Origin of the sequence: Pseudomonas sp. NCHU5216, from assembly GCF_052156495.1 — a bacterium.
In the GTDB taxonomy this organism is placed as follows: domain Bacteria; phylum Pseudomonadota; class Gammaproteobacteria; order Pseudomonadales; family Pseudomonadaceae; genus Aquipseudomonas.
This window is the reverse complement of sequence record NZ_JBQLIX010000036.1, coordinates 37,316-59,006: the sequence shown is the minus strand read 5'-3', so window position 1 is coordinate 59,006 and position 21,691 is coordinate 37,316. Positions and strand designations below refer to the sequence as shown.

24 protein-coding genes are annotated in these 21,691 nt (G+C 63.0%); 4 read left to right on the top strand and 20 right to left on the bottom strand.

The window, feature by feature from the left end; all coding sequences use genetic code 11:
- Positions 1-109: 109 nt before the first annotated feature.
- Positions 110-712, bottom strand: coding sequence for a DUF4823 domain-containing protein (locus tag ACSVIK_RS20770; RefSeq protein ID WP_442446107.1), 603 nt, complete (start codon positions 710-712; stop codon positions 110-112).
- A gap of 213 nt (positions 713-925) precedes the next feature.
- Between ACSVIK_RS20770 and ACSVIK_RS20765 the strand changes: the two genes are divergently transcribed.
- The gene (locus ACSVIK_RS20765) at positions 926-1,675 is read left to right on the top strand and encodes a COG4705 family protein (protein ID WP_442446106.1); all 750 of its coding nucleotides are present in this window, start codon (positions 926-928) and stop codon (positions 1,673-1,675) included.
- Between the two features lie 19 nt (positions 1,676-1,694).
- On the opposite strand, the gene ACSVIK_RS20760 is transcribed toward ACSVIK_RS20765, so the two are convergent.
- A complete protein-coding gene (locus tag ACSVIK_RS20760) occupies positions 1,695-2,630 on the bottom strand; it encodes a cupin domain-containing protein (protein WP_442446105.1) in 936 nt (311 codons plus the stop codon).
- 238 nt (positions 2,631-2,868) lie between these two features.
- Here ACSVIK_RS20760 and ACSVIK_RS20755 point away from each other — a divergent pair, with 238 nt between their 5' ends.
- On the top strand, positions 2,869-3,897 hold the full coding sequence (locus ACSVIK_RS20755; protein WP_442446104.1) for an NmrA family NAD(P)-binding protein: 1,029 nt from the start codon (positions 2,869-2,871) through the stop codon (positions 3,895-3,897).
- A gap of 59 nt (positions 3,898-3,956) precedes the next feature.
- Here the strand turns inward: ACSVIK_RS20755 and ACSVIK_RS20750 are convergent, their stop codons facing one another.
- Together ACSVIK_RS20750 and ACSVIK_RS20745 are read right to left on the bottom strand one after the other, a co-directional pair.
- Entirely contained in the window at positions 3,957-4,925 is a 969-nt protein-coding gene (locus ACSVIK_RS20750; RefSeq protein WP_442446103.1) for a GTP 3',8-cyclase MoaA, read from the bottom strand.
- Between the two features lie 112 nt (positions 4,926-5,037).
- The gene (locus tag ACSVIK_RS20745) at positions 5,038-5,658 is read right to left on the bottom strand and encodes a TetR/AcrR family transcriptional regulator (RefSeq protein ID WP_268178562.1); all 621 of its coding nucleotides are present in this window, start codon (positions 5,656-5,658) and stop codon (positions 5,038-5,040) included.
- A gap of 75 nt (positions 5,659-5,733) precedes the next feature.
- Here ACSVIK_RS20745 and ACSVIK_RS20740 point away from each other — a divergent pair, with 75 nt between their 5' ends.
- On the top strand, positions 5,734-6,867 hold the full coding sequence (locus tag ACSVIK_RS20740) for an aminotransferase class V-fold PLP-dependent enzyme (RefSeq protein WP_442446102.1): 1,134 nt from the start codon (positions 5,734-5,736) through the stop codon (positions 6,865-6,867).
- Positions 6,868-7,878: 1,011 nt separating this feature from the next.
- Here ACSVIK_RS20740 and ACSVIK_RS20735 read toward each other — a convergent pair.
- The 13 genes from ACSVIK_RS20735 to ACSVIK_RS20675 all read right to left on the bottom strand — a co-directional run bounded on the left by ACSVIK_RS20735 (position 7,879) and on the right by ACSVIK_RS20675 (position 18,285).
- Positions 7,879-8,661, bottom strand: a complete 783-nt coding sequence (locus tag ACSVIK_RS20735) for a TatD family hydrolase (protein ID WP_442446101.1) — start codon at positions 8,659-8,661, stop codon at positions 7,879-7,881.
- Positions 8,662-8,760: 99 nt separating this feature from the next.
- Positions 8,761-9,117, bottom strand: coding sequence for a PilZ domain-containing protein (locus ACSVIK_RS20730; protein WP_268178565.1), 357 nt, complete (start codon positions 9,115-9,117; stop codon positions 8,761-8,763).
- A gap of 127 nt (positions 9,118-9,244) precedes the next feature.
- On the bottom strand, positions 9,245-10,237 hold the full coding sequence (locus ACSVIK_RS20725; protein WP_442446100.1) for a DNA polymerase III subunit delta': 993 nt from the start codon (positions 10,235-10,237) through the stop codon (positions 9,245-9,247).
- Complete coding sequence (gene tmk, locus ACSVIK_RS20720; RefSeq protein WP_442446099.1) at positions 10,230-10,862, bottom strand: dTMP kinase; 633 nt, start codon at positions 10,860-10,862, stop codon at positions 10,230-10,232. The genes ACSVIK_RS20725 and tmk overlap by 8 nt, the downstream gene beginning before the upstream one ends.
- A 9-nt stretch (positions 10,863-10,871) precedes the next feature.
- Positions 10,872-11,924 carry an endolytic transglycosylase MltG gene (gene mltG / locus ACSVIK_RS20715; protein ID WP_442446098.1) on the bottom strand — a complete coding sequence of 351 codons (1,053 nt, stop codon included), beginning with the start codon at positions 11,922-11,924 and terminating at the stop codon, positions 10,872-10,874.
- 3 nt (positions 11,925-11,927) lie between these two features.
- On the bottom strand, positions 11,928-12,743 hold the full coding sequence (gene pabC / locus ACSVIK_RS20710; RefSeq protein ID WP_442446097.1) for an aminodeoxychorismate lyase: 816 nt from the start codon (positions 12,741-12,743) through the stop codon (positions 11,928-11,930).
- Positions 12,743-13,987 carry a beta-ketoacyl-ACP synthase II gene (gene fabF / locus ACSVIK_RS20705; RefSeq protein WP_442446096.1) on the bottom strand — a complete coding sequence of 415 codons (1,245 nt, stop codon included), beginning with the start codon at positions 13,985-13,987 and terminating at the stop codon, positions 12,743-12,745. Before fabF ends, pabC begins: the two co-directional genes overlap by 1 nt.
- Before the next feature lie 113 nt (positions 13,988-14,100).
- The gene (gene acpP / locus ACSVIK_RS20700) at positions 14,101-14,337 is read right to left on the bottom strand and encodes an acyl carrier protein (protein WP_003245177.1); all 237 of its coding nucleotides are present in this window, start codon (positions 14,335-14,337) and stop codon (positions 14,101-14,103) included.
- Positions 14,338-14,566: 229 nt separating this feature from the next.
- A complete protein-coding gene (gene fabG / locus ACSVIK_RS20695; RefSeq protein WP_442446095.1) occupies positions 14,567-15,310 on the bottom strand; it encodes a 3-oxoacyl-ACP reductase FabG in 744 nt (247 codons plus the stop codon).
- A 25-nt stretch (positions 15,311-15,335) separates the two neighbouring features.
- Entirely contained in the window at positions 15,336-16,274 is a 939-nt protein-coding gene (gene fabD / locus ACSVIK_RS20690) for an ACP S-malonyltransferase (protein ID WP_442446094.1), read from the bottom strand.
- Positions 16,275-16,545: 271 nt separating this feature from the next.
- Positions 16,546-17,559, bottom strand: coding sequence for a phosphate acyltransferase PlsX (gene plsX / locus ACSVIK_RS20685; protein ID WP_442446093.1), 1,014 nt, complete (start codon positions 17,557-17,559; stop codon positions 16,546-16,548).
- Between the two features lie 2 nt (positions 17,560-17,561).
- A complete protein-coding gene (gene rpmF, locus ACSVIK_RS20680) occupies positions 17,562-17,744 on the bottom strand; it encodes a 50S ribosomal protein L32 (protein WP_268178572.1) in 183 nt (60 codons plus the stop codon).
- Between the two features lie 13 nt (positions 17,745-17,757).
- Complete coding sequence (locus ACSVIK_RS20675; protein ID WP_442446092.1) at positions 17,758-18,285, bottom strand: YceD family protein; 528 nt, start codon at positions 18,283-18,285, stop codon at positions 17,758-17,760.
- A 110-nt stretch (positions 18,286-18,395) separates the two neighbouring features.
- Between ACSVIK_RS20675 and ACSVIK_RS20670 the strand changes: the two genes are divergently transcribed.
- Positions 18,396-18,977, top strand: a complete 582-nt coding sequence (locus ACSVIK_RS20670) for a Maf family protein (RefSeq protein WP_442446091.1) — start codon at positions 18,396-18,398, stop codon at positions 18,975-18,977.
- 102 nt (positions 18,978-19,079) lie between these two features.
- Here ACSVIK_RS20670 and sppA read toward each other — a convergent pair whose 3' ends face one another.
- The 3 genes from sppA to rluC are packed head-to-tail and all read right to left on the bottom strand — an operon-like array spanning position 19,080 to position 21,688.
- A complete protein-coding gene (sppA, locus tag ACSVIK_RS20665; RefSeq protein WP_442446090.1) occupies positions 19,080-20,057 on the bottom strand; it encodes a signal peptide peptidase SppA in 978 nt (325 codons plus the stop codon).
- Positions 20,047-20,742 carry an HAD-IA family hydrolase gene (locus ACSVIK_RS20660; protein ID WP_442446089.1) on the bottom strand — a complete coding sequence of 232 codons (696 nt, stop codon included), beginning with the start codon at positions 20,740-20,742 and terminating at the stop codon, positions 20,047-20,049. Before ACSVIK_RS20660 ends, sppA begins: the two co-directional genes overlap by 11 nt.
- A complete protein-coding gene (rluC, locus tag ACSVIK_RS20655) occupies positions 20,735-21,688 on the bottom strand; it encodes a 23S rRNA pseudouridine(955/2504/2580) synthase RluC (protein WP_442446088.1) in 954 nt (317 codons plus the stop codon). The genes ACSVIK_RS20660 and rluC overlap by 8 nt, the downstream gene beginning before the upstream one ends.
- Positions 21,689-21,691: the final 3 nt, after the last annotated feature.

Genomic DNA, 21,691 nt, shown 5'->3' with positions numbered 1-21,691 from the left:
CGTGTTGTAAATGAGCATTTTGAGGCTGTTTTTAACGCAGCAATGGCAACGCAGGTAGTTTTTCAACAGCCTGCTAGCCGCGACCAGTAGGGTTACGCCAGCAACCGGCTCAGCGCGCCACGCCCAGCAAACTGCGGGCGTACTCCTCCAGCGGTGGGCCGATGAGATCCTGCGGCTGGGCATCGTAGAACGTCAGGAAGCCGCCACGGCTGCGGATGCGTGCGGTGTCCACCAGAAAGCGTGTGTTGGTCTCGATCAACATCAACTGGATCACGGCGCGGTCGGTACCCAGGCGATCCAGAGCTTCCTGATCCGCCCATTCATCCTCGTTGCCGATGCGGTCGTCGCTGTAGGCGAAGCGGCTGTAGAGCAGGTAATGGGCGCCCGCATCGCGAGCCTCGGCCATCGCCTGTTCCAGGCCCAACGGCTGCTTGGCGCGGCGCACCAGCGGGAAATACTGGACGAAGCCCTTGAAGGCCTCCTCGGCCACCACGTTGGGCCGCGGGTAGCCATGTCCAGGCGGCACGAAATGGCCCTGGGCGATATAGATGAAGGAATCCTGCTGCAAGCGCCGCGAGGCCATGCGCTCGGTGCGACCATGGTCGAGGAACCCGGCGTCACGCAGGTGATACTCGGCACCACTGGCCAGGTCGCTGACCTTCATGCAGCCGGCCAGCCCCAGCAGCGCCAGCAGGAGAAACAGGTTACGCATGCATCGATCCTCCACGAGCCGGTGACGGAAAACCGGCGGATAAGGCAGGGATGCAGATTCTGCGCCAGCCATCCACAAATGCCTGGCCTTCGGAGTCGAACGGAGCCCCGCGACCTTGACGATTTTTTCATGCTTTCTTGACGGCGCCTCGACATGCGCCTGCCTAGGCTGCCAACACCTGCCGAACCCCTTGGCACTGCACGAGACGCCACCATGAACAAACTCCCCCAGATAACCCTGGCCTTCTGGGTCATGAAGATCTGCGCCACCACCCTCGGCGAAACCGCGGGTGACCTGCTGTCGATGACCCTGAACATCGGCTACGCGCTCAGCTCGCTGCTACTGATCAGCCTGTTCGTCGTCTCGCTGCTTGGCCAGTTGCGCGCACGCAGCTACCAACCGGCGCTGTACTGGACGGTGATCCTCACCACCAGCACCGCCGGCACGACCCTATCGGACTTCATGGATCGTTCGCTGGGCCTGGGCTATGCCGCCGGGGCAGTGGTGCTGGTCAGCCTGCTGGCGAGCGTACTGATCGCCTGGCGCCTGAGCGAGAAATCCTTGTCGGTGGATCACATCAGCAGCCGTCGCGGCGAGCTGTTTTACTGGGGTGCGATCCTGGTCTCCAATACCCTGGGCACTGCTCTGGGCGACTATCTGGCCGACGACTCGGGCCTGGGCTTCGCCGGTGGCGCGCTGTTGATCGGCAGCCTGCTGGCTGTGGTAGCGCTGGCCTACTACCGCACACAGCTATCGCGCGTGGCCTTGTTCTGGATTGCCTTCGTGCTCACTCGCCCCTTCGGCGCCACCCTCGGCGACGTGTTGACCAAGAGCACGGAAAAAGGCGGCCTGGATCTGGGCACAATCGGCTCCTCGGCCGTGCTGGCGGGAATCCTGCTGGTCATGGTGTGCCTGGCCATCTGGGCGCAACGGATGGTGCCAATAGCCAGCCGCAGCGAATGACGCCAACTCGGGCATCGCCTCATTGCTCCACCTGAGCAGGAGAGCGTTCACAACACCGCGCGTACTGCCGAGGAGACAAGCCCATCACACGCTTGAATGCCGTACTGAATGCACTTTCTGACTCGTAGCCAAGCGACGCGGCAATGCTCGAGACAGGCTCAGTGGAACTCTCCAGCCTATCGCCGGCTAGAAGCATGCGCCATTGCGTCACGTACTCCATCGGCGCACTGCCAACGGCCGTACGAAACTTCAGAGCGAACGCAGAACGCGACATACAGGCACGCTCGGCCAAAGCGGGCAGCGTCCAACGGTAGGCCGGGTCGGCATGGATGGCTCCGATTGCCGGCCCCAACTGCTTGTCCGCCACGGCAAACAGCCAGCCGTTAGGAGTCGGGGCGCCTTCCTGCACATGCAGCCGCAGCGCTTGCACCAGCATCATATGTGCAAGGTGCTGGGCGATGAGAGCGCCGCCAGGCGCTGGATCATGCAGCTCCTGCATCATCCGCTCCACGGCCCAGCGCAATGCGGCCTGCTCCACCGCACTGCAGATATGTACGACCGGAGGCAGCATCTTCATCAGGGTTTCGCTATGCCCACCGCTGACACCGAATCGGCTGCCTACCAGAAAGAAATCGCCCCCACCATTGATCGTCACCACCGCGCCGGGCCGAGGGGGTGGGAAATAGTCACTGGAGGGTGCCGCCGGCAATGTCAGATCACTGGCCAGACGAAAAGGCCAGCCGCGAGGCAGGACGAAGCAATCGCCCGTGCTCATGTGTACAGCCTCGGGCATGCCCTCCACCTTCAACCAACACTCGCCGGAGACCACGGCATAGCATTTGATGAGCCGGCTCTGCTCCGGGAACTGCACTGACCATGCGCCACCCGCCTCCACACCTGCTGAAACATAGCTGCGGGGTTTCAACAGCGAGAGGATGTCTGACAGCGGATCCATGAGCATTTCCTGGCGTTCGGATGAGGACGGCATAGAGAATCTCGCGCAGACCAAGCCGTCAGCGCAAGGCGAAAAAGACTGTCCATGAAAACCTCCCCGCCTCTGCGCGACCGATCCTTCGACTCTGGACTGACACCAAGATAAACAGGACTTCCACGCATATCAGCCAAGGGCTGTCAGGCCTAATCTCGATCACAACTTCGACATGCGATTTGTCCGAACACGCGAGAAAATGGCCATGACTGACAAAGAAGAAGCTTTTCCCACCTCCGACCTGCAGGATCTAGAACGGCGCCGTTTCCTTGGCGCAATGACAACGACCACCAGTGAGGGGGCACTGACGAGTCCTGGCGTTTCGGCGACCTCGGCGGAGCGCAGGAACAGAATCCTGATCACCACACCTACGGGAAACATAGGCAGCCAAGTTCTGGAAAACATCCTGGCCAGTGGCGCCCCCATCCGCGTGATCGAACGCAACCCCTCCCGCATTCCCGAGTCCGTGAGAGGCCATATCGACATCGTTCAGGGCTCGCACGGTGATCCCGCCGTCGTCGATGCCGCCTTCAGCGATACCGATACCCTGTTCTGGCTGTGCCCGCCCGACGTTCAGGCAACGAGTGCCATGGACGCCTACCTGAACTTCACTCGCCCAGCCTGCCAGGCAATCCTCCGCCATGGCGTGCGTCGCGTCGTCAGCGTATCGGCCCTGGGGAGGAATACCCCCTTGGCGGCTCAAGCCGGATACGTCACCGCCTCGCTCGCCATGGACGACTTGATTGCCAGCACCGGTGTGAGTTTCTGCGCCCTGACCATGCCTTCATTCATGGACAACGTCGCGCGCCAGGCCGCGTCGATTCGTGACCACGGAGTGTTCTTTCTCCCCATCGACGCAGACCGCAGATTACCCACGGTAGCGACCCGCGACATAGCCTCCGCTGCCGCTCGGCTGCTACTGGATCAGAGCTGGAGCGATCAGCGCGAAGTAGCGCTACTCGGATCGGAGGATCTATCGCTCAACGAGATGGCGGACATCATGACAGCCGTGCTGAGTAAAACCGTGCGTTACCAGCAAATCAGCTTCGATGACCTCCAGGCTGGCTTCGTCCAGCGAGGATTCTCCAGCGCCATGGCCAGTGCCATGATCGACATGTACAAAGCCAAGAATCAAGGCCTGGACAACAGTGTGCAACGCACCCCCGAGAACACCACGCCGACCACCTTCAAGCAGTGGTGCGAAGACATCCTGGCTCCCATGATCCTCGCGTGACGAAAGCTTTACCTGGCGCGATGCCCGGCCACAAAGGCTGCGCAAGGATGCACAGGCCGTCAGCCGCCGATGATCTTCATCACCGTGGCACCGCCGGAAAAGGCCAGGTCCTGCTTGTCTCCCAACGCCTTGATCAGCAAGCGTTGCAGCGCTGGCAGAGCCTGGTGGCGCGGTTTGTCCAACAGGTCGCCGACATAGTGACGGTTGCTCGACGACAGGCAGCCATGCAGCCAGCCGGTGGACGACAGGCGCAGGCGTGAGCAGGTGCGGCAGAACGGCACGCTCTCGTTGGCGATCACGCCGAAATGGCCGACGCCCGGAATGGCGTAGCGCATCGCCGTGGCATCCACCGGGGCGCTGGCCTGCACATACTGATGGCGGCTGCCGATCAGCTCGAGCAACTCCGGCAGAGCAACGAACTGCTGATTGAAGGCGTTGCCATCACGGGCCAGATGGCCCATGCGCATCAGCTCGATGAAGCGCAACTCGAAGCCGCGTTCCAGGCAGTAATCCAGCAGAGGCAATACCTGGTCGAGGTTCTGCCCACGCAGCGGCACCATATTGACCTTGATCTTGATTCCCGCCTCACGCGCCGCCTCCATGCCCGCCAGCACGGTGGCCAGATCGCCACCACGGGCGATGCTGCGGAAAGCAGCGGCATCGAGGGTGTCGAGGGACACATTTAAACGACGGATGCCGCAGTCAATCAGCAGTGGCAGCTTGCGCTCGAGCAACTGACCATTGGTGGTCAGGCTGATGTCATCCAGGCCCATCTGGCTGACCTGGCGCAGAAAGGGCTCCAGCCGCGTGCTGACCAGCGGTTCGCCACCGGTGATGCGCAGCCGCTCGATGCCTGCTGCCTCGATCAGATAGGCCACGCCACGCGCCAGGGCATCGGCGGACAGTTCGTCCTGAGCGGCGACCAGGCGCTTGCCGTCCGGCACGCAATAGGTACAGGCATAGTTGCAGGCGGCAGTGAGGCTGACACGCAGGTTGCGAAAACGTCTGCCCTGGCGGTCGACGATCATGAAAGGCTCCGATGGCTCGATGCCCGGAGTATATCGCGAGGCCGGCCGCCTCATAGGTGCAGGCCGGCCTCGGAAGCGGCGAGGTCGCGATCGCAGTGTCGCGAGGTCGTACTCAGTCGCGTTTGCGCTTGTTGCCCATGCGCACGCCGATATCCATGAGGAACTGGAAGAAGCCTTCCTGATCCTCCAGCACGTTGCTCCAGAACGGCGAGTGGTACAGCGCCACGGCGCCATGCACCAGTGCCCAGGCGGCGCAGTAGTGGAAGTACGGCGGCACGTCTTCCAGCTTGCCTTCGGCGATGCGGCCCTTGATCAACTGGGTCAGACGCTCGAAGTTGGAGGCGCGGATCTTGTGCAGTTGCTCCACCATCTCCGGTACCTGATTGCCCTTGACCACCTTCTCTTCCAGGCGGTCGAACAGGCGATAGCGCTGCGGATCGCGCATGCGGAACTCGAAGTAGGCGCGCGACAGCGCCTCCTTGTCGCGATCCACGTCGGAGGAATGCAGCAGCTCGTTCAGGTCGCGCTCGTAGTCGAGCATCAGGCGCAGGTAGATCTCCGCCTTCGACTTGAAGTGCTTGTAGATGGTGCCTTTGCCGATACCCACCGCGTCGGCGATCATTTCGACGGTGACGCTGTCTTCCCCTTCATCGAGGAAGAGTTTCAGTGCCGTGTCGAGAATCTCTTGTTCGCGGCGGCGAAATTCGCGGACCTTACGGGGTTCTTTCTGCATAAAGGGACTGCGGAGTCAAAATTTGAAGGCGCACATTATGCCTAAATGTAGCCAAATTGCACGGATCATCCGACCATGTACGTGTTTCATGATGAGTTTCCCCAAGCGCCCGATCTGCGTTATCTGAACCATGCGGCGGTCGCCCCCTGGCCCAGACGCAGTGCTGAAGCGGTGCAGCGGTTCTCGGAAGCGAACGTGACCAGCGGTGCACGTGACTATTCCGACTGGCTGAAACTTGAGCGTAGCCTACGTGAACGCCTCGTGCGCCTGATGAACGCACCAAGCACCGGCGATATCGCACTGGTCAAGAATACCTCCGAGGCACTTTCCTTCGTCGCCTTCGGTCTGGACTGGCGCCCCGGTGATCAGGTGATCATCAGCGACGAGGAATTCCCCTCCAACCGCATCGTCTGGCTGGCCCTGGCGTCCAAGGGCGTGGAGGTGATCGAGGTGAACCTCCGTGGTGCCGACCCGGAGGCCGCCCTGCTGGCCGCCATCACCCCGCGCACGCGGCTGCTATCGATCAGCGCCGTGCAGTATGCCAGTGGCCTGCGTCTGGATCTGCCACGCCTCGGCCAGGGCTGCCGACAGCATGGCGTGTTGTTCTGCATCGATGCCATCCAACAGCTCGGCGCCCTGCCCTTCGACGTGCAGGCCTATGACTGCGATTTCGCCATGGCCGACGGCCACAAATGGATGCTCGGCCCGGAAGGGCTCGGCGTGTTCTATTGCCGCAACCCGGTGCGCGAGCAGCTCGCCCTGCAGGAGTATGGCTGGCACATGCTCGAGCATGCCGGCGACTACACGCGCCAGGACTGGCAGCCGGCACGCAGCGCGCGGCGCTTCGAGTGCGGCAGCCCGAACATGCTCGGCGCCTTCGCCCTGGAAGCGAGCCTGTCGCTGCTCGAAGAGGTCGGCATGGCACGAGTCGGCGAGTTGCTGGAACAGCGGGTGCAACGCCTGAGCGAGGGCATCGGCGCATTGCCGGGCGCGGTGATCCACAGCCCGCTCGAGGCGCAACGCCGTGCCGGCATCGTCAATTTCAGCCTGGCCGGCTGGGACAACACGGCCTTGCAACAACGCCTGCGCGAGGAGCAGATCATCTGCGTCCAGCGTGGCGCCGGCGTCCGCCTGTCGCCACATTTCTACACCCGCGAGCAGGTGATCGAGGACACCTTGGGCTTGCTGGCCCAGCTGGCAAAAGGCTGAGGACTCAACAGCGCCTGGGGTATTCCAAATCCGTTTAAGAAAGATTCCATTTGGCCTGGACGCTCGGCGAGGCTGACCAATACTGAAAACTGCTGGTGTGCGGCATATCCCCCCAAGTGTCCCACCAGTGTGGGCACGACTGTGCCTTGCTTTACTCCTAATGGTCTTAACCCGGATTCATCCCCCAGAATCCGGGTTTTTTTTGGGTGCTTGGTGGGGGTATGGTGCACGCTGGCCTTGATACTGAACTGGCAAGTTTGTTTTTTGGTGTTCTGGACGCCGCTGCGGTGTATTCAGATACTCCTTGTTTCGCCCCCTCGGGCGACTCACTTTTCTTTGAAATGCGCAAAGAAAAGTAAGCAAAAGAAACGCACCCCCGCCATCCGGGTCTCGCTGCGCTCGACTTCCCTCACTCCGGCATCGCTCCGGGGTCGGCGTACATGGGCCATCCCTGGCCCATTACGCCTCTCGTGGCATCCATGCCACTCGCCCCCTGCGCAATGCCTGCGTTCGGCCTCCTGAAGGGGGAATTCCGCGCGCCTGAAAGTATTGGTTTCACTCGACAGCCAGGTCGTTCGCTGTTGCTCTTGCCAGAGCACTCCTAGCTACACCTGAGTTACTGGAGGTTCAGGCGCGTGCAGAGCCCGCCCAGGAGGGCGAACGCAATCGTCGTGGAAGAGGTTGAGCGACATGGATGTCGCGAGAGCCGCGATGGGCCAGGGATGGCCCACCGCGGCGGGCCTCTGGAGCGGCGATGGAGTGAGCGAACCCTCGCGCAGCGAGGGCCGGATGATCGGGCGGAGGGTTTTGGTTACTTTTGCCCGTCAAAAGTGACTCGCCCGGGAGGGCGAAACCAAAAAACATCAGCAGAAACGCGGCAATTCGGAACAGACGCAAGAACACAAAAGTGTATTGCCAGTCCGGTACCAAGCAAACTGGCCAGCCCAGGAACCGTAGCCCGGATGCAATCCGGGTACATCCAATTCCCCGGATTGCATCCGAGCTACCTCATCACGCCACGCCAGCCAACGGAAACAGACGCTTGAAGTTATTGCCGGTCTGCTCGGCCAGGGTCTCGTAACTCACCCCACGCAGCACCGCCAGGTACTCGGCCACCTCGCGCACGTACTGCGGCAGGTTGGGCTTACCCCGGTGCGGCACGGGCGCCAGGTAGGGGGAGTCGGTTTCCACCAGCAGGCGGTCGGCCGGCACCTGGCGCGCCACTTCGCGCAGCGCCTCGGCATTGCGGAAGGTGACGATGCCCGACAGCGAAATGTAGAAGCCGATATCCAGGGCGGCCTTGGCCATCTCCCAGTCCTCGGTGAAGCAATGCAGCACACCGGCCTGGGGCAACGCCGCTTCACGCAGCAGCGCCAGGGTATCGGCGCGGGCTTCGCGGGTGTGCACGATCACCGGCTTGCCGGTGATGCGGGCCGCCTCCAGATGCAGGCGAAACGAGGCCTGCTGCAAGGCGGCGGATTCGGGTTCGTAGTGGTAGTCCAGGCCGGTTTCGCCAATGGCCACCACCTTGGGATGGGCCAGCTCACCGAGCAACCAGTCCAGCGCCGGTTCGGCGCCCGGTTCGAGATCCAGCGGGTGCACGCCCACCGAGCAATCGACATCGGCATAGCGCTCGGCCAGGTTCTTCACCGTGGCGGCGTTGTCGGCGCTGACGCCGATGCACAGGAAGTGCCCGACACCAGCGGCGCGCGCAGCATCGAGCGCCGCGTCGAGGGAGCCGCCATGGGCAGCGAGATCGAGACGGTCGAGGTGGCAATGGGAGTCGATAAGCATCTGGTAAAGCCTCGAGCGGCAAGCTTCAAGCTGCAAGTGAAAGCGAGCGCGAGCGCAGCGGCATTCTTGTCGCTTGTGGCTTGCAGCTTACCGCTGCTGTTACATGGTATGAGTCGGACGATCGGACTTCAGCGCGCCGGCCAGGTAGGTCTCGATCTTGTTGCGCGCCGTGGCGTCGCCTTCGTTGAATTGCACGCCGACACCGGCGGCACGGTTGCCCTGGGCACCCTTGGGAGTGATCCACACCACCTTGCCGGCCACCGGAATCTTTTCCGGCTCGTCCATCAGGTTGAGCAGCATGAACACTTCGTCACCGAGCTTGTAGCTCTTGTTGGTGGGGATGAACAAGCCGCCGTTCTTGATGAAGGGCATGTATGCCGCATAGAGCACGGACTTGTCCTTGATGGTCAGGGACAAGATTCCGTTACGAGGACCCAGATTGGGAGGCAGGCTCATTTGGCGTATTCCTGGCGGCTATTGCTTAGCTGCTCGATTCTAGGGCCTGCGCGGGTTCGGGTGCAAACCGCTGGCCAGCATAAGGATGGCAAATGTGACGCCCTGCCCCATCCACAGGGGCAGCGGCTCAAGCGCGCTCGCTGCTGGGCAAGGCTGCCCACCGCACCAGCAAGGCTTCGAGCAGCAACACCGGGTTGAGGTTGGCCTTGCCGATCACCTTCTGCCGCTGCTCCAGCAGCCAGCTCTGCACGGCCAGCACCTGGGCCTGGGGCGTCTTGTCCGCCAGGTATTGCACCACCTTGCGCATGTCGGCCAGGCCAAGGCCCTGTTCGTCCTGGGTCAACTGATAGCGCAGCATCAGTTGCGCCCAGTCGCAGAACCAATCGAACAAGAGCTTCATCGGCAAGGCTTTCCAGCTTTCTGCCAGTTGGCTCGGCGTCGCCTGCTGCTTGAGCAGTTTCTTCACCCCCTCGACCACCTGCGCCCGCTGCTCGCGCACGCCTTGCTCCTGCAGGCGCAGCGCCATCAGCGGCGAGCCGGCGGCCAGGGTCAGCAGCTCGTCACGTTCTTCCTCGCTGGCCTCGGGCAGTGCGCCGGCCAACCAGGCCAGGCTCTCGTCCTGCCCTGGCAAAGGGCAGGCCTGCTGCACGCAGCGGCTCTTGATGGTCGGCAGCAAGCGGCTGGGCTGGTGGCTGATGAGCAGCAGCACGGTATTGCCGGAAGGCTCTTCCAGGCTTTTCAGCAGGGCGTTGGCCGCATTGAGGTTCATCGCTTCGGCCGGCTCCAGCAGCACCACCTTGCGCCCGCCGAGCTGTGCGGTCTGCACCACGAACTCCACCAGCTCACGCACCTGGTCGACCTTGATCGGTTTGTCTGCCTCCTCGGGCTCGAGGACGAAATTATCCGGGTGGGTGCCGGCCGCCAGCAGGTGGCAGGATTTGCATTGACCACAGGCCTCCAGGCCATTTGGGCTCAGGCACAGCAAACGCGCCATCAGGCGCTCGGCCAGGGCACGCTTGCCGATGCCGGCCGGGCCGTGCAACAGGTAGGCATGGGCATGCTGGGCACGCCCGGCAAGCTGCTGCCAGAGGTTCGTCTGCCAGGGATAGCGCTCAGCCACGGCAGGCCTCCAGCAGGCTCGGCAGCAGGGCGTCGAGATCGGCCTGTACCTGAGCCAGGCTCTGCCCAGCGTCCAGCACCCGGTAGCGCTGTGGCGCCTGCGCCGCACGTTGCAGATAGGCCTGGCGCACCGCCTCGAAGAAGCCGCGCCCTTCCTGCTCGAAGCGATCCAGGCGGCCACGCGCGGCGGCACGGGCCAGGCCCACCTCCACTGGCAGGTCGAAGATCAGGGTCAGATCCGGGCGCAGCTCGCCCTGTACGAACGCCTCGAGCTGGGCGATGCGTTCGATGGACAGACCGCGCCCGCCGCCCTGGTAGGCATAGGTGGCATCGGTGAAACGGTCGCACAGCACCACGCTGCCCCTGGTCAGGGCCGGGTGAATGACCTGCTGCAGGTGCTGGGCACGGGCGGCGAACACCAGCAGCAGCTCGGTATCCACGGCCATGGGCTCGTCACTGGGTGCCAGCAGCAGTTCGCGGATGCGCTCGGCCAGGGGCGTGCCGCCCGGTTCACGGGTCAGCAGCACCTCCACGCCGCGTTCGCGCAGGCGCTCGGCGAGGTAGTCGCGGTTGGTGCTCTTGCCGGCGCCTTCCGGGCCTTCGAGGGTGATGAACAGACCGGTCACGATAAAACCTTATTGGCTGTCAGCCGCGCGCGGCGCAGGGCTGGAGCGATAGTCGGCTCGACGCTTGAGCTGGTACTCGCGCACCGCGCGGTTGTGCTCGTCGAGGGTGTTGGAGAATACGTGACTGCCGTCGCCCTTGGCGACGAAATACAGCGCCTTGCCTTCACGCGGGTGCAGCGCCGCGTGGATGGCTTCACGGCCGACCATGGCGATCGGCGTAGGCGGCATGCCATCGATGGTGTAGGTGTTGTAGGGCGTCGGTGTGCGCAGATCGGCGCGGGTGATGCGTCCCTTGTAATCCTCGCCCATGCCATAGATCACCGTCGGGTCGGTCTGCAGGCGCATGCCCAGACGCAGGCGCCGGATGAACACCCCGGCGATCTCGTCACGCTCCTCGGGTACGCCGGTTTCCTTCTCGATCATCGAGGCCATGATCAGCGCCTCGTAAGGGTCGCGATAGGGCAAACCCTCGGCGCGCTGCTGCCATTCCTCGGCGAGCACGCTTTCGAGCCGGGCATTGGCCTTCTTCAGCAGATCCTCGTCGCTCATGCCACGCACGTAGTGATAGGTGTCGGGGAAGAAGCGCCCCTCCGGGTGCTGCCCGGCCAGGCCAAGGCGTGTCATCACCTCGGCATCGTCGAGGTCGGCCAGCTTCTGCGTCAGTGCTTCCTGCCTGGCCAGTGCGGCGCGCAACTGGTGGAAGTTCCAGCCCTCCACCAGGGTCAGGCTGTACTGCACCACCTCGCCACGCTGCCACAGACCGAGCATGTCGCGCGCCGTCTGCTGGGGCAGCAGGCGGTATTCACCGCTGTGCAGGGACGGCCCCTTGAGGTTGAAGCGCCAGTAAAGGCGCAGCCAGAGCGCGCCATGGATCACCCCTTCGCTTTCTAGCTGATTGAGCAGCCCACTGGGGGTGGAACCAGGCGGCACCTGCAACAGGCGCTCCGCGTCCAGTTGCAGCGGTTGATCCAAGGCCTCGTGCTGCAACCAGGCGGCGCCGACGACCAGCAGCGCGGCCAACAACAGGCCGCATTGAAGCAGCAGTAATAGCTTGCGTAGCACGGATCAGGATTCCAAGAGACGGCGAACGATGGCCTGCAGTTTACGGGTGAGCGTACCGACCGGCCAGTGCTGCGCCTGCAACGCGCGCACCGGCCAGATGCCGTACAGGCTGTTGCAGAGAAAGACTTCGTCGGCCGCCAGCAGTTCGTCCATGGCAACATCGCGTAACTCGAAGGGCACCCCAAGCATCTGCGCCTGCTCGATGATCTCGGCGCGCATCACCCCCTCCACGCCACAGCGCGACAGCTCGGCGGTGACCAGGGTGCCGGCGCTGACCAGAAACAGATTGCTGTAGACGCCCTCGATGACCCGGCCACTGCCGTCACGCATCAGGCCTTCGGCGCACTCGGCATCCTGCCATTCGGCCCGCGCCAGCACCTGCTCCAGACGATTGAGGTGCTTGAGCCCAGCCAGCAGAGGCTGCTCGGCCAGGCGCGTGGCACAAGGAAATAGGCGCACGCCCTGCTCGGCATGGGCGGCGGGATACTGCGGCAAGGGGGCTGCCTGAAGGATGCGCAGCGGCTGGCAGGGCTGCGGCGGCGCATAACCACGCTGACCTTCGCCACGCGTGACGATCAGCTTGGCCACACCCTCGCCCAGTTGCCCGGCGAAGGCCTGCAATTCGGCCTCCAGCAGCGCCAGATCGAGCGGCATGGACAGACGCCGGCAGCCCTCGCCAAGACGCGCCAGATGCCGCGTCAGCAGCGGGATGCGGCCGCCACGCACGGCGATGGTCTCGAACAGACCATCGCCGTAAGCCAGGCCACGGTCGCGAACCGACAACTGCTCGCCGGGCGCGCCGTTGACCCAGCACAGCATCAGCCGTGATACCGACGGAACAGCAGCGAACCGTTGGTGCCACCGAAACCGAAGGAGTTCGACAGGGCGATCTCGATGGGCATGGCCTTGGCCTGGTGCGCCACGAAGTCCAGGTCGCAGCCTTCGTCCGGCTCGTCCAGGTTGATGGTCGGCGGTGCAACCTGATCGCGCAGCGCCAGCACGCTGAAGATCGCTTCCACCGCGCCCGCCGCACCCAGCAGGTGACCGGTCATGGACTTGGTCGAGCTGACCGCCAGCTTGTAGGCGTGATCGCCGAACACGCTCTTCACCGCCTGCGCCTCGGCCAGGTCTCCGGCCGAGGTGGAGGTGCCATGGGCGTTGATGTACTGCACCTGGTCGGCATTGATGCCGGCGTCACGCAGGGCGTTGGCCATGCAGCGGGCGGCACCGGCACCGTCTTCGGGCGGCGAGGTCATGTGGAAGGCGTCACCGCTCATGCCGAAACCGATCAGCTCGGCGTGGATGGTGGCACCACGCGCCTTGGCGTGCTCCAGCTCTTCCAGCACCAGGGCGCCGGCACCGTCGGAGAGCACGAAGCCGTCACGGCCCTTGTCCCACGGACGGCTGGCCTTGGTCGGCTCGTCATTGCGCGTCGACAGTGCGCGGGCCGCACCGAAGCCGCCCATGCCCAGGCCACAGGCCGCCATCTCGGCGCCGCCGGCAACCATCACGTCAGCCTCGCCATAGGCGATGTTGCGCGCAGCCATGCCGATGCAGTGGGTGCCGGTGGTGCAAGCGGTGGCGATGGCGTAGTTGGGCCCCTGCAGACCCAGGTGGATCGACAGGAAACCGGAGATCATGTTGATGATCGAGCCCGGCACGAAGAACGGCGAAATGCGCCGCGGCCCCTGCTCATGCAACACCTTGCAGTTGTTCTCGATATTGGTCAGGCCGCCGATGCCGGAGCCCATGACCACACCGATACGCTCACGATTGGCGTCGGTGATATCCAGCCCGGAATCACGCACGGCCTGGAAGGAGGCGGCGAGACCATACTGGATGAACAGGTCGAGCTTGCGGGCTTCCTTGGCGGAAAGATACGGCTCGACGTCGAAATTCTTGACCGACCCACCGAAACGGGTGGAATAGGCGGACAAATCCATGTGCTCGATCAGGCCAATGCCACTGCGCCCGGCCAAAATGCCCTGCCAGCTGCTCGGCACATCGTTACCCAGCGGCGATAACATGCCCATACCGGTAACCACGACGCGTCTACGCGACACAGCAATCTCCTCTTGTTCTACTACTCAGGCGCACAGGCGCCTTGCACGTAAAGAAAAGCCGCACGCCTGTTGAGGGCAGTGCGGCTTCTGCAGCTCGGGAAGCTGACGGTGACTTATTGCGCGTGGGCAGTCACGTAGTCGATGGCTTCCTGAACGGTGGTGATCTTCTCGGCTTGCTCGTCCGGGATCTCGGTCTCGAATTCTTCTTCGAGAGCCATCACCAGCTCAACGGTGTCAAGAGAGTCGGCACCCAGGTCTTCAACGAAGGAAGCACTGTTGGTCACTTCCTCTTCCTTGACGCCAAGTTGCTCGGCAACGATTTTCTTGACGCGTTCTTCGATGGTGCTCATACCTTGTTTTCACTCCTAATTGGACAAATCCAGGCAGCTGGTAGCGGCCAAGTGTATAGAAAGGGTTTTTAGCATTTCAAGCTGAATGCCGGGGAGCCCCCAGGAACACTTCAACGATCTGTCTATAAACCTGTTGCAGCTTTATAACGGATTTTAGACAGCGACTATGACAGTTTTCTGATGGCTCGCGTCACATTCGCGAGCCTCCGGACGTTCGGAGGCCCTTTTTTCAGCTCATGTACATACCGCCGTTGACCGGAATGGTAGCCCCGGTCACGTAACCTGCGCCCTCGGAAGCCAGGAAGCCGACCACCTTGGCGATCTCCTCGGCCTGGCCCAGACGGCCCAGCGGAATCTGCGTCAGCAACGCGTCGCGCTGTGCTTCCGGCAGCTCACGGGTCATGTCGGTATCGATGAAACCCGGGGCCACCGAGTTGACAGTAATACCACGCGAACCGACTTCACGCGCCAGCGCCCGTCCGAAACCTTCCAGACCGGCCTTGGCAGCAGCGTAGTTGGCCTGACCGGCGTTGCCCATGGCACCGACCACGGAACCGATGTTGATGATGCGACCAAAGCGCGCCTTGGTCATCCCCCGCAGCACGCCCTTGGACAGGCGATAGAGGCTGTTGAGGTTGGTTTCGATGACATCGAACCATTCGTCGTCTTTCATGCGCAGCATCAGGTTGTCGCGGGTGATGCCGGCATTGTTGACCAGAATGGCCGGCGCGCCGAACTGCTCGGCGATGGCGCCCAGCACGGCCTCTACGGACTCGGCGTTGGTCACGTTCAGCTCCATGCCGGTGCCGCTGATGCCGTGCTCCTTGAGGGTGGCGGCAATGCGCTCGGCACCTGCAGCGCTGGTGGCGGTGCCGATGACGACGGCGCCCTGACGGCCCAGCTCCAGGGCGATTGCCTGGCCGATACCACGGCTGGCGCCGGTGACCAGCGCGACCTTACCTTGCAGACTCATGTTCGTTCTCCTTTCCTAAACCGTTTCAAGCCAAGGCAGCGCGTGCGGCGGCAAAGGCGTCGGGGGTGTCCAGATTATGGGTGTTGATGCCCTTGACGCAGCGCTTGTTCAGGCCACTGAGCACCTTGCCTGGGCCGCACTCGACCAGATCGGTGACGCCCTGTTCGGACAGGCGCACCATGGACTCGACCCAACGTACCGGGCTGTAAAGCTGCGCCAGCAGGTCGGCCTTGAGGGTGGCCAGGTCGGACACCACGGCGGCGCTGACGTTCTGCACCAGGGGAATCTGCGGTGCCTGCCAGTTCAGCGCCTCCACCGACTCGGCGAAACGCTCGGCAGCCGGTTTCATCAGGGCGCAGTGCGACGGCACGCTGACCGGCAGCGCCATGGCGCGCTTGGCGCCACGGGCCTTGCATGCTTCGATGGCACGCTCGACGGCAGCGGCGCTACCGGCGATCACCACCTGGCCGGGGGCGTTGAAGTTGACCGCGCTGACCACCTCGCCTTGCGCCGCCTCGGCGCAGGCGGCCAGCACATCGGCATCTTCCAGACCGAGGATGGCGGCCATGCCGCCCTGCCCGGCCGGTACGGCCTGCTGCATCAGTTGGCCACGGCGCTCCACCAGCTTCACCGCATCGGCGAAGGCGATGCTGCCAGCGGCGACCAGCGCGGAGTATTCACCCAGGCTGTGGCCGGCAACGAAGGCCGGCTTGGCGCCGTCCTCGGCCTGCCACAGACGCCACAGGGCGATGGAGGCGGTGAGAATGGCCGGCTGGGTCTTGTCGGTCTGGTTCAACTGCGCTTCCGGGCCTTGCTGGGTCAGTGCCCAGAGGTCATAGCCGAGGGCTTCGGAGGCTTCGCCGAAGGTGTCGAGTACCAGCTTCTGCTGGGCACCGTGATCGGCGAGCATGGCCAGGGCTTGCGAACCCTGACCGGGGAAGACGAATGCGAGGGATGCAGACATGGATAGGTCCCTTGAGTCGAAAAACCAGCGCCAGGCGAGCCTGGCGCAGCAAACTGACAGTTGGATGACAGGCCACGTGCCGCAGTCACATTCCGCCGCAGCCCATGCCCCTGAAGGGCGCCTCTAAAAACGTAGGCGAGGCAGCCAGCGCAAGGCAAAAACAGGCGAAAAAGCGCAGTTTACGCGCTGTAAATGAGCATTTTGAGCCTGTTTTTAACGCCGCGATGGCAACGCAGGTAGTTTTTAGAGGCGCCCTGAAAACGTGACGAGTTTACAGCAACATGTCCTCGAGGCGACCATGCAGTCGTTGCGGCAGATTTTCCTGCACCTCGCGCAATGCGCAGCGAATGGCACTCTGAAAACCCTCTTCGCCAGCGGAGCCATGGCTCTTGACCACGATGCCCTGCAAACCGAGAAAGCTCGCGCCATTGTGCTGAGCCGGCGCCAGATCGTCCTTCAGGCGGCGCAGCAACGGCATCGCCAGGGCGCCAATGGCCTGGGCAAACAGGCCTTCGTTGAACAAGCGCTCGAGCCGCCCGGTGATCATCCGAGCCAGGCCTTCGCTGGACTTGAGCAGGATATTGCCGACGAAACCGTCGCACACCACCACATCGGCCTCACCGCGGTACAGGCCATCACCTTCTATGTAACCGATGAAATTCAACCCCGAGGCCTGACGCAACAAGCTGGCGGCCAGTTTGACCTGCTGGTTGCCCTTGATGTCCTCGGTGCCGACGTTGAGCAGCGCCACCCGTGGCTGCTCGATGCCCAGCGTCTCGGCCGCCACCGCGCCCATGATGGCGAACTGATAGAGATGCTCGGCACTGCAATCGACGTTGGCCCCCAGATCCAGCAGGTAGCAATGACCGGCGTCAGTGGGGATCGGGCTGACCATGGCCGGCCGATCGATGCCCGGCAGGGTCTTGAGCAGGTAACGCGACAAGGCCATCAGCGCGCCGGTATTGCCAGCACTGACACAGGCATGGGCGTGGCCCTGACGCACCAGCTCCAGCGCCACGCGCATCGAAGCATCGGGCTTGCCGCGCAGGGCCTGGGCCGGGCGCTCGTTCGCAGCGATCACTTCGCTGGCGTGATGAATCTGCAGGCGTGCGCGGTCGACATCGCCGGACTGGCGTTCGAGCTGTTCTTCGATGAGGGAGGCTTGACCGACGAGGGTCAGGTGCAACGAGGGGAATTCGGCCAACGCAGAAATGCAGGCCGGAACAATGCAGTGGGGACCGAAGTCCCCACCCATTGCATCAATCGCGATGATCGAGGCGGACAAGATTACTCGTCAGCGCCCTTGTCGATCACCTTGCGGCCACGGTACACGCCTTCCGGAGAAACGTGGTGGCGCAGGTGAACTTCACCGGTGCTCTTCTCTACGGACAGGGTGTTCGCGTCGAGCGCATCGTGGGAACGACGCATATCGCGGGCGGAACGGGATTTTTTGTTCTGCTGAACAGCCATAACTCATTAACTCCTAAACGTTTGGGTCACGCTTTAACTGCGCCAATACACTGAACGGGTTGGACCGCGATACCTCGTCCTCGCCTGGCTCGGGCTCATCGAGACCGGCCGGCTGCTGGCATTCACCTGGGGCATGAGCGGGAACGATCGGTAAGGCAAGGAGCAGTTCATCCTCGACCAGACCAAGCAGCTCCAGCGGCTCTTCACCCACTTCCAGCACGTCGTAGCCCTTCGGCAAGGACTGAGTGTTCGCTCCAACCCGAACCACGGCGTATTCACATTCGCTGCGGATGGGTAGCGCGACCAGCTCCAGACAACGCTGGCAGACCATTTTGACCTCGACCTCGAGCTCACTGCGAATCACCACAGTTTTCTGCTCATCACGTGCGAAATGAAATTTCGCCTGCACCGTACCTGCCGTATCGGCAAGCGGGTCGCAGAGACGCTCCAGGCTGGCCAGTTCGAGCTGCCCTTCGAGGGTAGCTTCGCGGTCGGCGAGCTTGCGCGGATCAACGTGAGGTGGAATCGGCCCATTCAACATAGGCGCAGCATTCTAGGGATGCACCCTGCCGCTGTCAAAGGAAATTCGGCCTGTTTTAAGGCTCCGGCGACCAGTAGAATTTCCCGCCCGCCTATATAAAGGAAGAGAACATGCCCGCGCTGCTGCTCGCCTCCAGCTCACCCTATCGCCGCGAGCTGCTCGGCCGCCTGCAACTGCCCTTCACCTGGCAGTCTCCGAGCATCGACGAAAGCAGGCGAGAAGGCGAAGCAGCCGTAGACCTGGTCAAACGCCTGGCCGAGGAAAAGGCCCGCGCCCTCGCCGCCAGCCATCCGGATCACCTGATCATCGGCTCGGATCAGGTCGCCGTGCTCGGCAACGGCGAGATTCTCGGCAAGCCCCACGACCTGCCGCGAGCCCAGGCGCAACTGCGCGCCGCCAGCGGCAGCAGTGTCACCTTCCTCACCGGCCTGGCCCTGCTCGACAGCACCAGCGGCAACTGCCAAGTGGACTGCGTGCCCTTTACCGTGCACTTTCGTGAGCTGAGCGACGAACGGATCCTGCGCTACCTGCAGCGCGAGCAACCTTTCGACTGCGCCGGCAGCTTCAAGTCCGAAGGCCTGGGCATCAGCCTGTTCCGCGGCACAGAAGGTGAAGACGCCACCAGCCTGATCGGCCTGCCGCTGATCCGCCTGGTGGACATGCTGCTGAAGGCCGGCATGGAGCTTCCCTGACAATAGCGGCAAGCTTCAAGCGACAAGCCTCAAGTCGAAGCAAAAGCAACTGCGCTTGAAGCTTGAAGCTTGAAGCTTGAAGCTTGAAGCTTGCCGCTGCCTTTATCGCAACGTCGGCCCCTGGAAGCCCATCCACAGGGCGACACGATCAGCGACACTGGCCCCCAGGCGCTTGGCGAAGCGGTCAAAAGGCGTGTCATGCTGAGTGAAGTCGACCATCTCCTTCTCGCCGATCACGTCACGCGCCACGTAGCTGGCACTGCCCAGAGCATCCACCAACCCTAGCTGCAACGCCTGCTCGCCCGACCAGACCAGGCCGGAGAACAGCTCCGGATGCCCCTCCACCTTGAGCCTGTCGCCACGCCCCTTCTTCACGCTGTCGATGAACTGCTGATGGGTGGTATCCAGCACGGTTTTCCAGAAGAGGGTTTCTTCTTCCTTCTCTGGCTGGAACGGATCGAGGAAGGCCTTGTGCTCACCCGAGGTGTAGACACGGCGCTCGACACCCAGCTTCTCCATGGTGCCAACGAAACCGAAACTGGCTGCCGTCACGCCAATGGAACCGACCAGACTGGCCTTGTCGGCGTAGATCTCATCGGCCGCGCTGGCGATGTAGTAGGCGCCGGAAGCCCCAAGATCACTGATCACCGCATACAGCTTGATCTGCGGATGCTCACCACGCAGGCGACGGATTTCGTCATAGATATAGCCGGACTGCACCGGGCTGCCGCCCGGACTGTTGATACGCAGGATCACGCCCTTGGTATTGGGATCCTCGAACGCCGCGCGCAAGCTGCCGATCACATTGTCGGCACTGGCTTCCTCGCGGTCGGCGATCATGCCGCGAATATCGATGACCGCGGTATGCGGCCCGGTCGTGGCCACCTTGCCCTGGTACAAGGTCGACAGGAACAACCCCAGCGCCACGAACAGATAGGTAAAGGTCAGCAGTTTGAAAAAGATCCCCCAGCGCCGCGAACGGCGCTGCTCCTGCACACTGGACAGCAACACCTTTTCCAGCAGCTTCCAGCTCTTGGCATCCTCACCATCCGACGACGATGACTTCCACTCATCCGACATCTTCATTCACCTCTACAGTAGGCCGCACATGCTGGCCCTGTAGCCAGGTGCGCAGCTCGTTGAACTCATTGATCGCCAAACGGGGTGCACATTCACGCAGCACCGACAACGGCTGCGCCCCGAAACCGACAGCAACCGCATCCATGCCGGCGTTGCGCGCCATCAGCAGGTCGAAGGTCGAATCCCCCACCATCAGCGCCTGTTCCGGCCGCACCCGGCAATGCGCAAGAATTTCATGCAGCATCAGCGGATCCGGCTTGCTCGCCGTCTCGTCAGCGCAGCGGGTAATGTCGAAATAATCCAGCCAGCCCTTGTCCGCCAGCACCCGATTCAGACCATTGCGCCCCTTGCCGGTCGCCACCGCCAGACGATAGCCCTGCTCACGGAAGTGGGCGAGCGACTCCTGCACACCAGCGAACAACGGCGAAGGCTCGGTTTCCAGCGCCAGGTACTGCTCGCTGTAGGCACGCCGGATGGTTTCGATACGCAACGGCTCGTCGAGTTCCGGATAGAGGGTCCGGATTGCCACCCCCAGCTCCAGCCCGATGATGCCACGCACTGCGACATCACTGCAGCGCGGCACGCCAGCCGTTTCGGCAGCGCGATGCATGGCCTCGACGATACGGCCGATGGAGTCCACCAGCGTACCGTCCCAGTCGAAGATCAGCAGCCGATAGTCAGGCACTCAGACGCTCCAGGGTCTTGGCCCACATTTCGTCCACGGGCGCTTCCAGCTTGAGCACCCCGCCCTCGGGCAACGGCACGTGCAGCTCGTAGGCATGCAGGAACAGACGCTTGCCACCCAGTTCGCGAATCTCCCGGGTGAATTCGTCATCGCCGTACTTGGAATCACCCGCGATGGAGTGCCCGGCATGCTTGGCGTGCACGCGAATCTGATGGGTACGCCCGGTCACCGGCTTGGCCTCGACCAGGGTGGCGAAATCGCCGAAGCGGCGCAGCACGCGAAACAACGTCAACGCCTCCTTGCCCTCGTCATCCACCTCGACCATGCGCTCACCAGAGCGCAGATTGCTCTTCTGCAATGGCGCACTGACCTGCTTCCTGGCCGTCGCCCAGTGGCCACGCACCAGGGCCATGTAGCGCTTGTCGACGCCATCGCCGCGCAGTTGCTCGTGCAGATGGCGCAGCATGCTGCGTTTCTTGGCGATCATCAGCAGACCGGAGGTATCACGATCCAGACGGTGCACCAGCTCCAGATCCTTGGCCTCGGGGCGCAACTGACGGAACGCCTCGATCACCCCATAATTGAGACCACTGCCACCATGCACGGCGATGCCAGCGGGCTTGTTGAGCACGATCAGCGCCTTGTCCTCGTAGACGATGGCCGCCTCCAAACGCTCGAGCAATCCTTGCGCCAACGGCTCGGGCTCGTCGCGCTCGGGCAGGCGCAGCGGCGGCACTCGCACCACGTCGCCGGCCTGCAGCTTGTATTCGGGCTTGATACGCCCCTTGTTCACACGCACCTCACCTTTGCGTAGGATGCGATAGATCAAGGTCTTGGGCACGCCCTTGAGCTGCGCCCGAAGGAAGTTGTCGATGCGTTGGCCGGCAAGTTCCGGTGCAACCTCGATCAGCTGGACGCCGGAGGTTGGAGAGGCAGGAGTAGTCATCGC

Coding starts and splice junctions, on each gene's coding strand:
- ACSVIK_RS20770 (WP_442446107.1), bottom strand. CDS start 712: ATGCGTAACCTGTTTCTCCTGCTGGCGCTGCTGGGGCTGGCCGGCTGC.
- ACSVIK_RS20765 (WP_442446106.1), top strand. CDS start 926: ATGAACAAACTCCCCCAGATAACCCTGGCCTTCTGGGTCATGAAGATC.
- ACSVIK_RS20760 (WP_442446105.1), bottom strand. CDS start 2,630: ATGGATCCGCTGTCAGACATCCTCTCGCTGTTGAAACCCCGCAGCTAT.
- ACSVIK_RS20755 (WP_442446104.1), top strand. CDS start 2,869: ATGACTGACAAAGAAGAAGCTTTTCCCACCTCCGACCTGCAGGATCTA.
- ACSVIK_RS20750 (WP_442446103.1), bottom strand. CDS start 4,925: ATGATCGTCGACCGCCAGGGCAGACGTTTTCGCAACCTGCGTGTCAGC.
- ACSVIK_RS20745 (WP_268178562.1), bottom strand. CDS start 5,658: ATGCAGAAAGAACCCCGTAAGGTCCGCGAATTTCGCCGCCGCGAACAA.
- ACSVIK_RS20740 (WP_442446102.1), top strand. CDS start 5,734: ATGTACGTGTTTCATGATGAGTTTCCCCAAGCGCCCGATCTGCGTTAT.
- ACSVIK_RS20735 (WP_442446101.1), bottom strand. CDS start 8,661: ATGCTTATCGACTCCCATTGCCACCTCGACCGTCTCGATCTCGCTGCC.
- ACSVIK_RS20730 (WP_268178565.1), bottom strand. CDS start 9,117: ATGAGCCTGCCTCCCAATCTGGGTCCTCGTAACGGAATCTTGTCCCTG.
- pabC (WP_442446097.1), bottom strand. CDS start 12,743: ATGCTGTGCTGGGTCAACGGCGCGCCCGGCGAGCAGTTGTCGGTTCGC.
- acpP (WP_003245177.1), bottom strand. CDS start 14,337: ATGAGCACCATCGAAGAACGCGTCAAGAAAATCGTTGCCGAGCAACTT.
- fabG (WP_442446095.1), bottom strand. CDS start 15,310: ATGAGTCTGCAAGGTAAGGTCGCGCTGGTCACCGGCGCCAGCCGTGGT.
- fabD (WP_442446094.1), bottom strand. CDS start 16,274: ATGTCTGCATCCCTCGCATTCGTCTTCCCCGGTCAGGGTTCGCAAGCC.
- rpmF (WP_268178572.1), bottom strand. CDS start 17,744: ATGGCTGTTCAGCAGAACAAAAAATCCCGTTCCGCCCGCGATATGCGT.
- ACSVIK_RS20675 (WP_442446092.1), bottom strand. CDS start 18,285: ATGTTGAATGGGCCGATTCCACCTCACGTTGATCCGCGCAAGCTCGCC.
- ACSVIK_RS20670 (WP_442446091.1), top strand. CDS start 18,396: ATGCCCGCGCTGCTGCTCGCCTCCAGCTCACCCTATCGCCGCGAGCTG.
- sppA (WP_442446090.1), bottom strand. CDS start 20,057: ATGTCGGATGAGTGGAAGTCATCGTCGTCGGATGGTGAGGATGCCAAG.
- rluC (WP_442446088.1), bottom strand. CDS start 21,688: ATGACTACTCCTGCCTCTCCAACCTCCGGCGTCCAGCTGATCGAGGTT.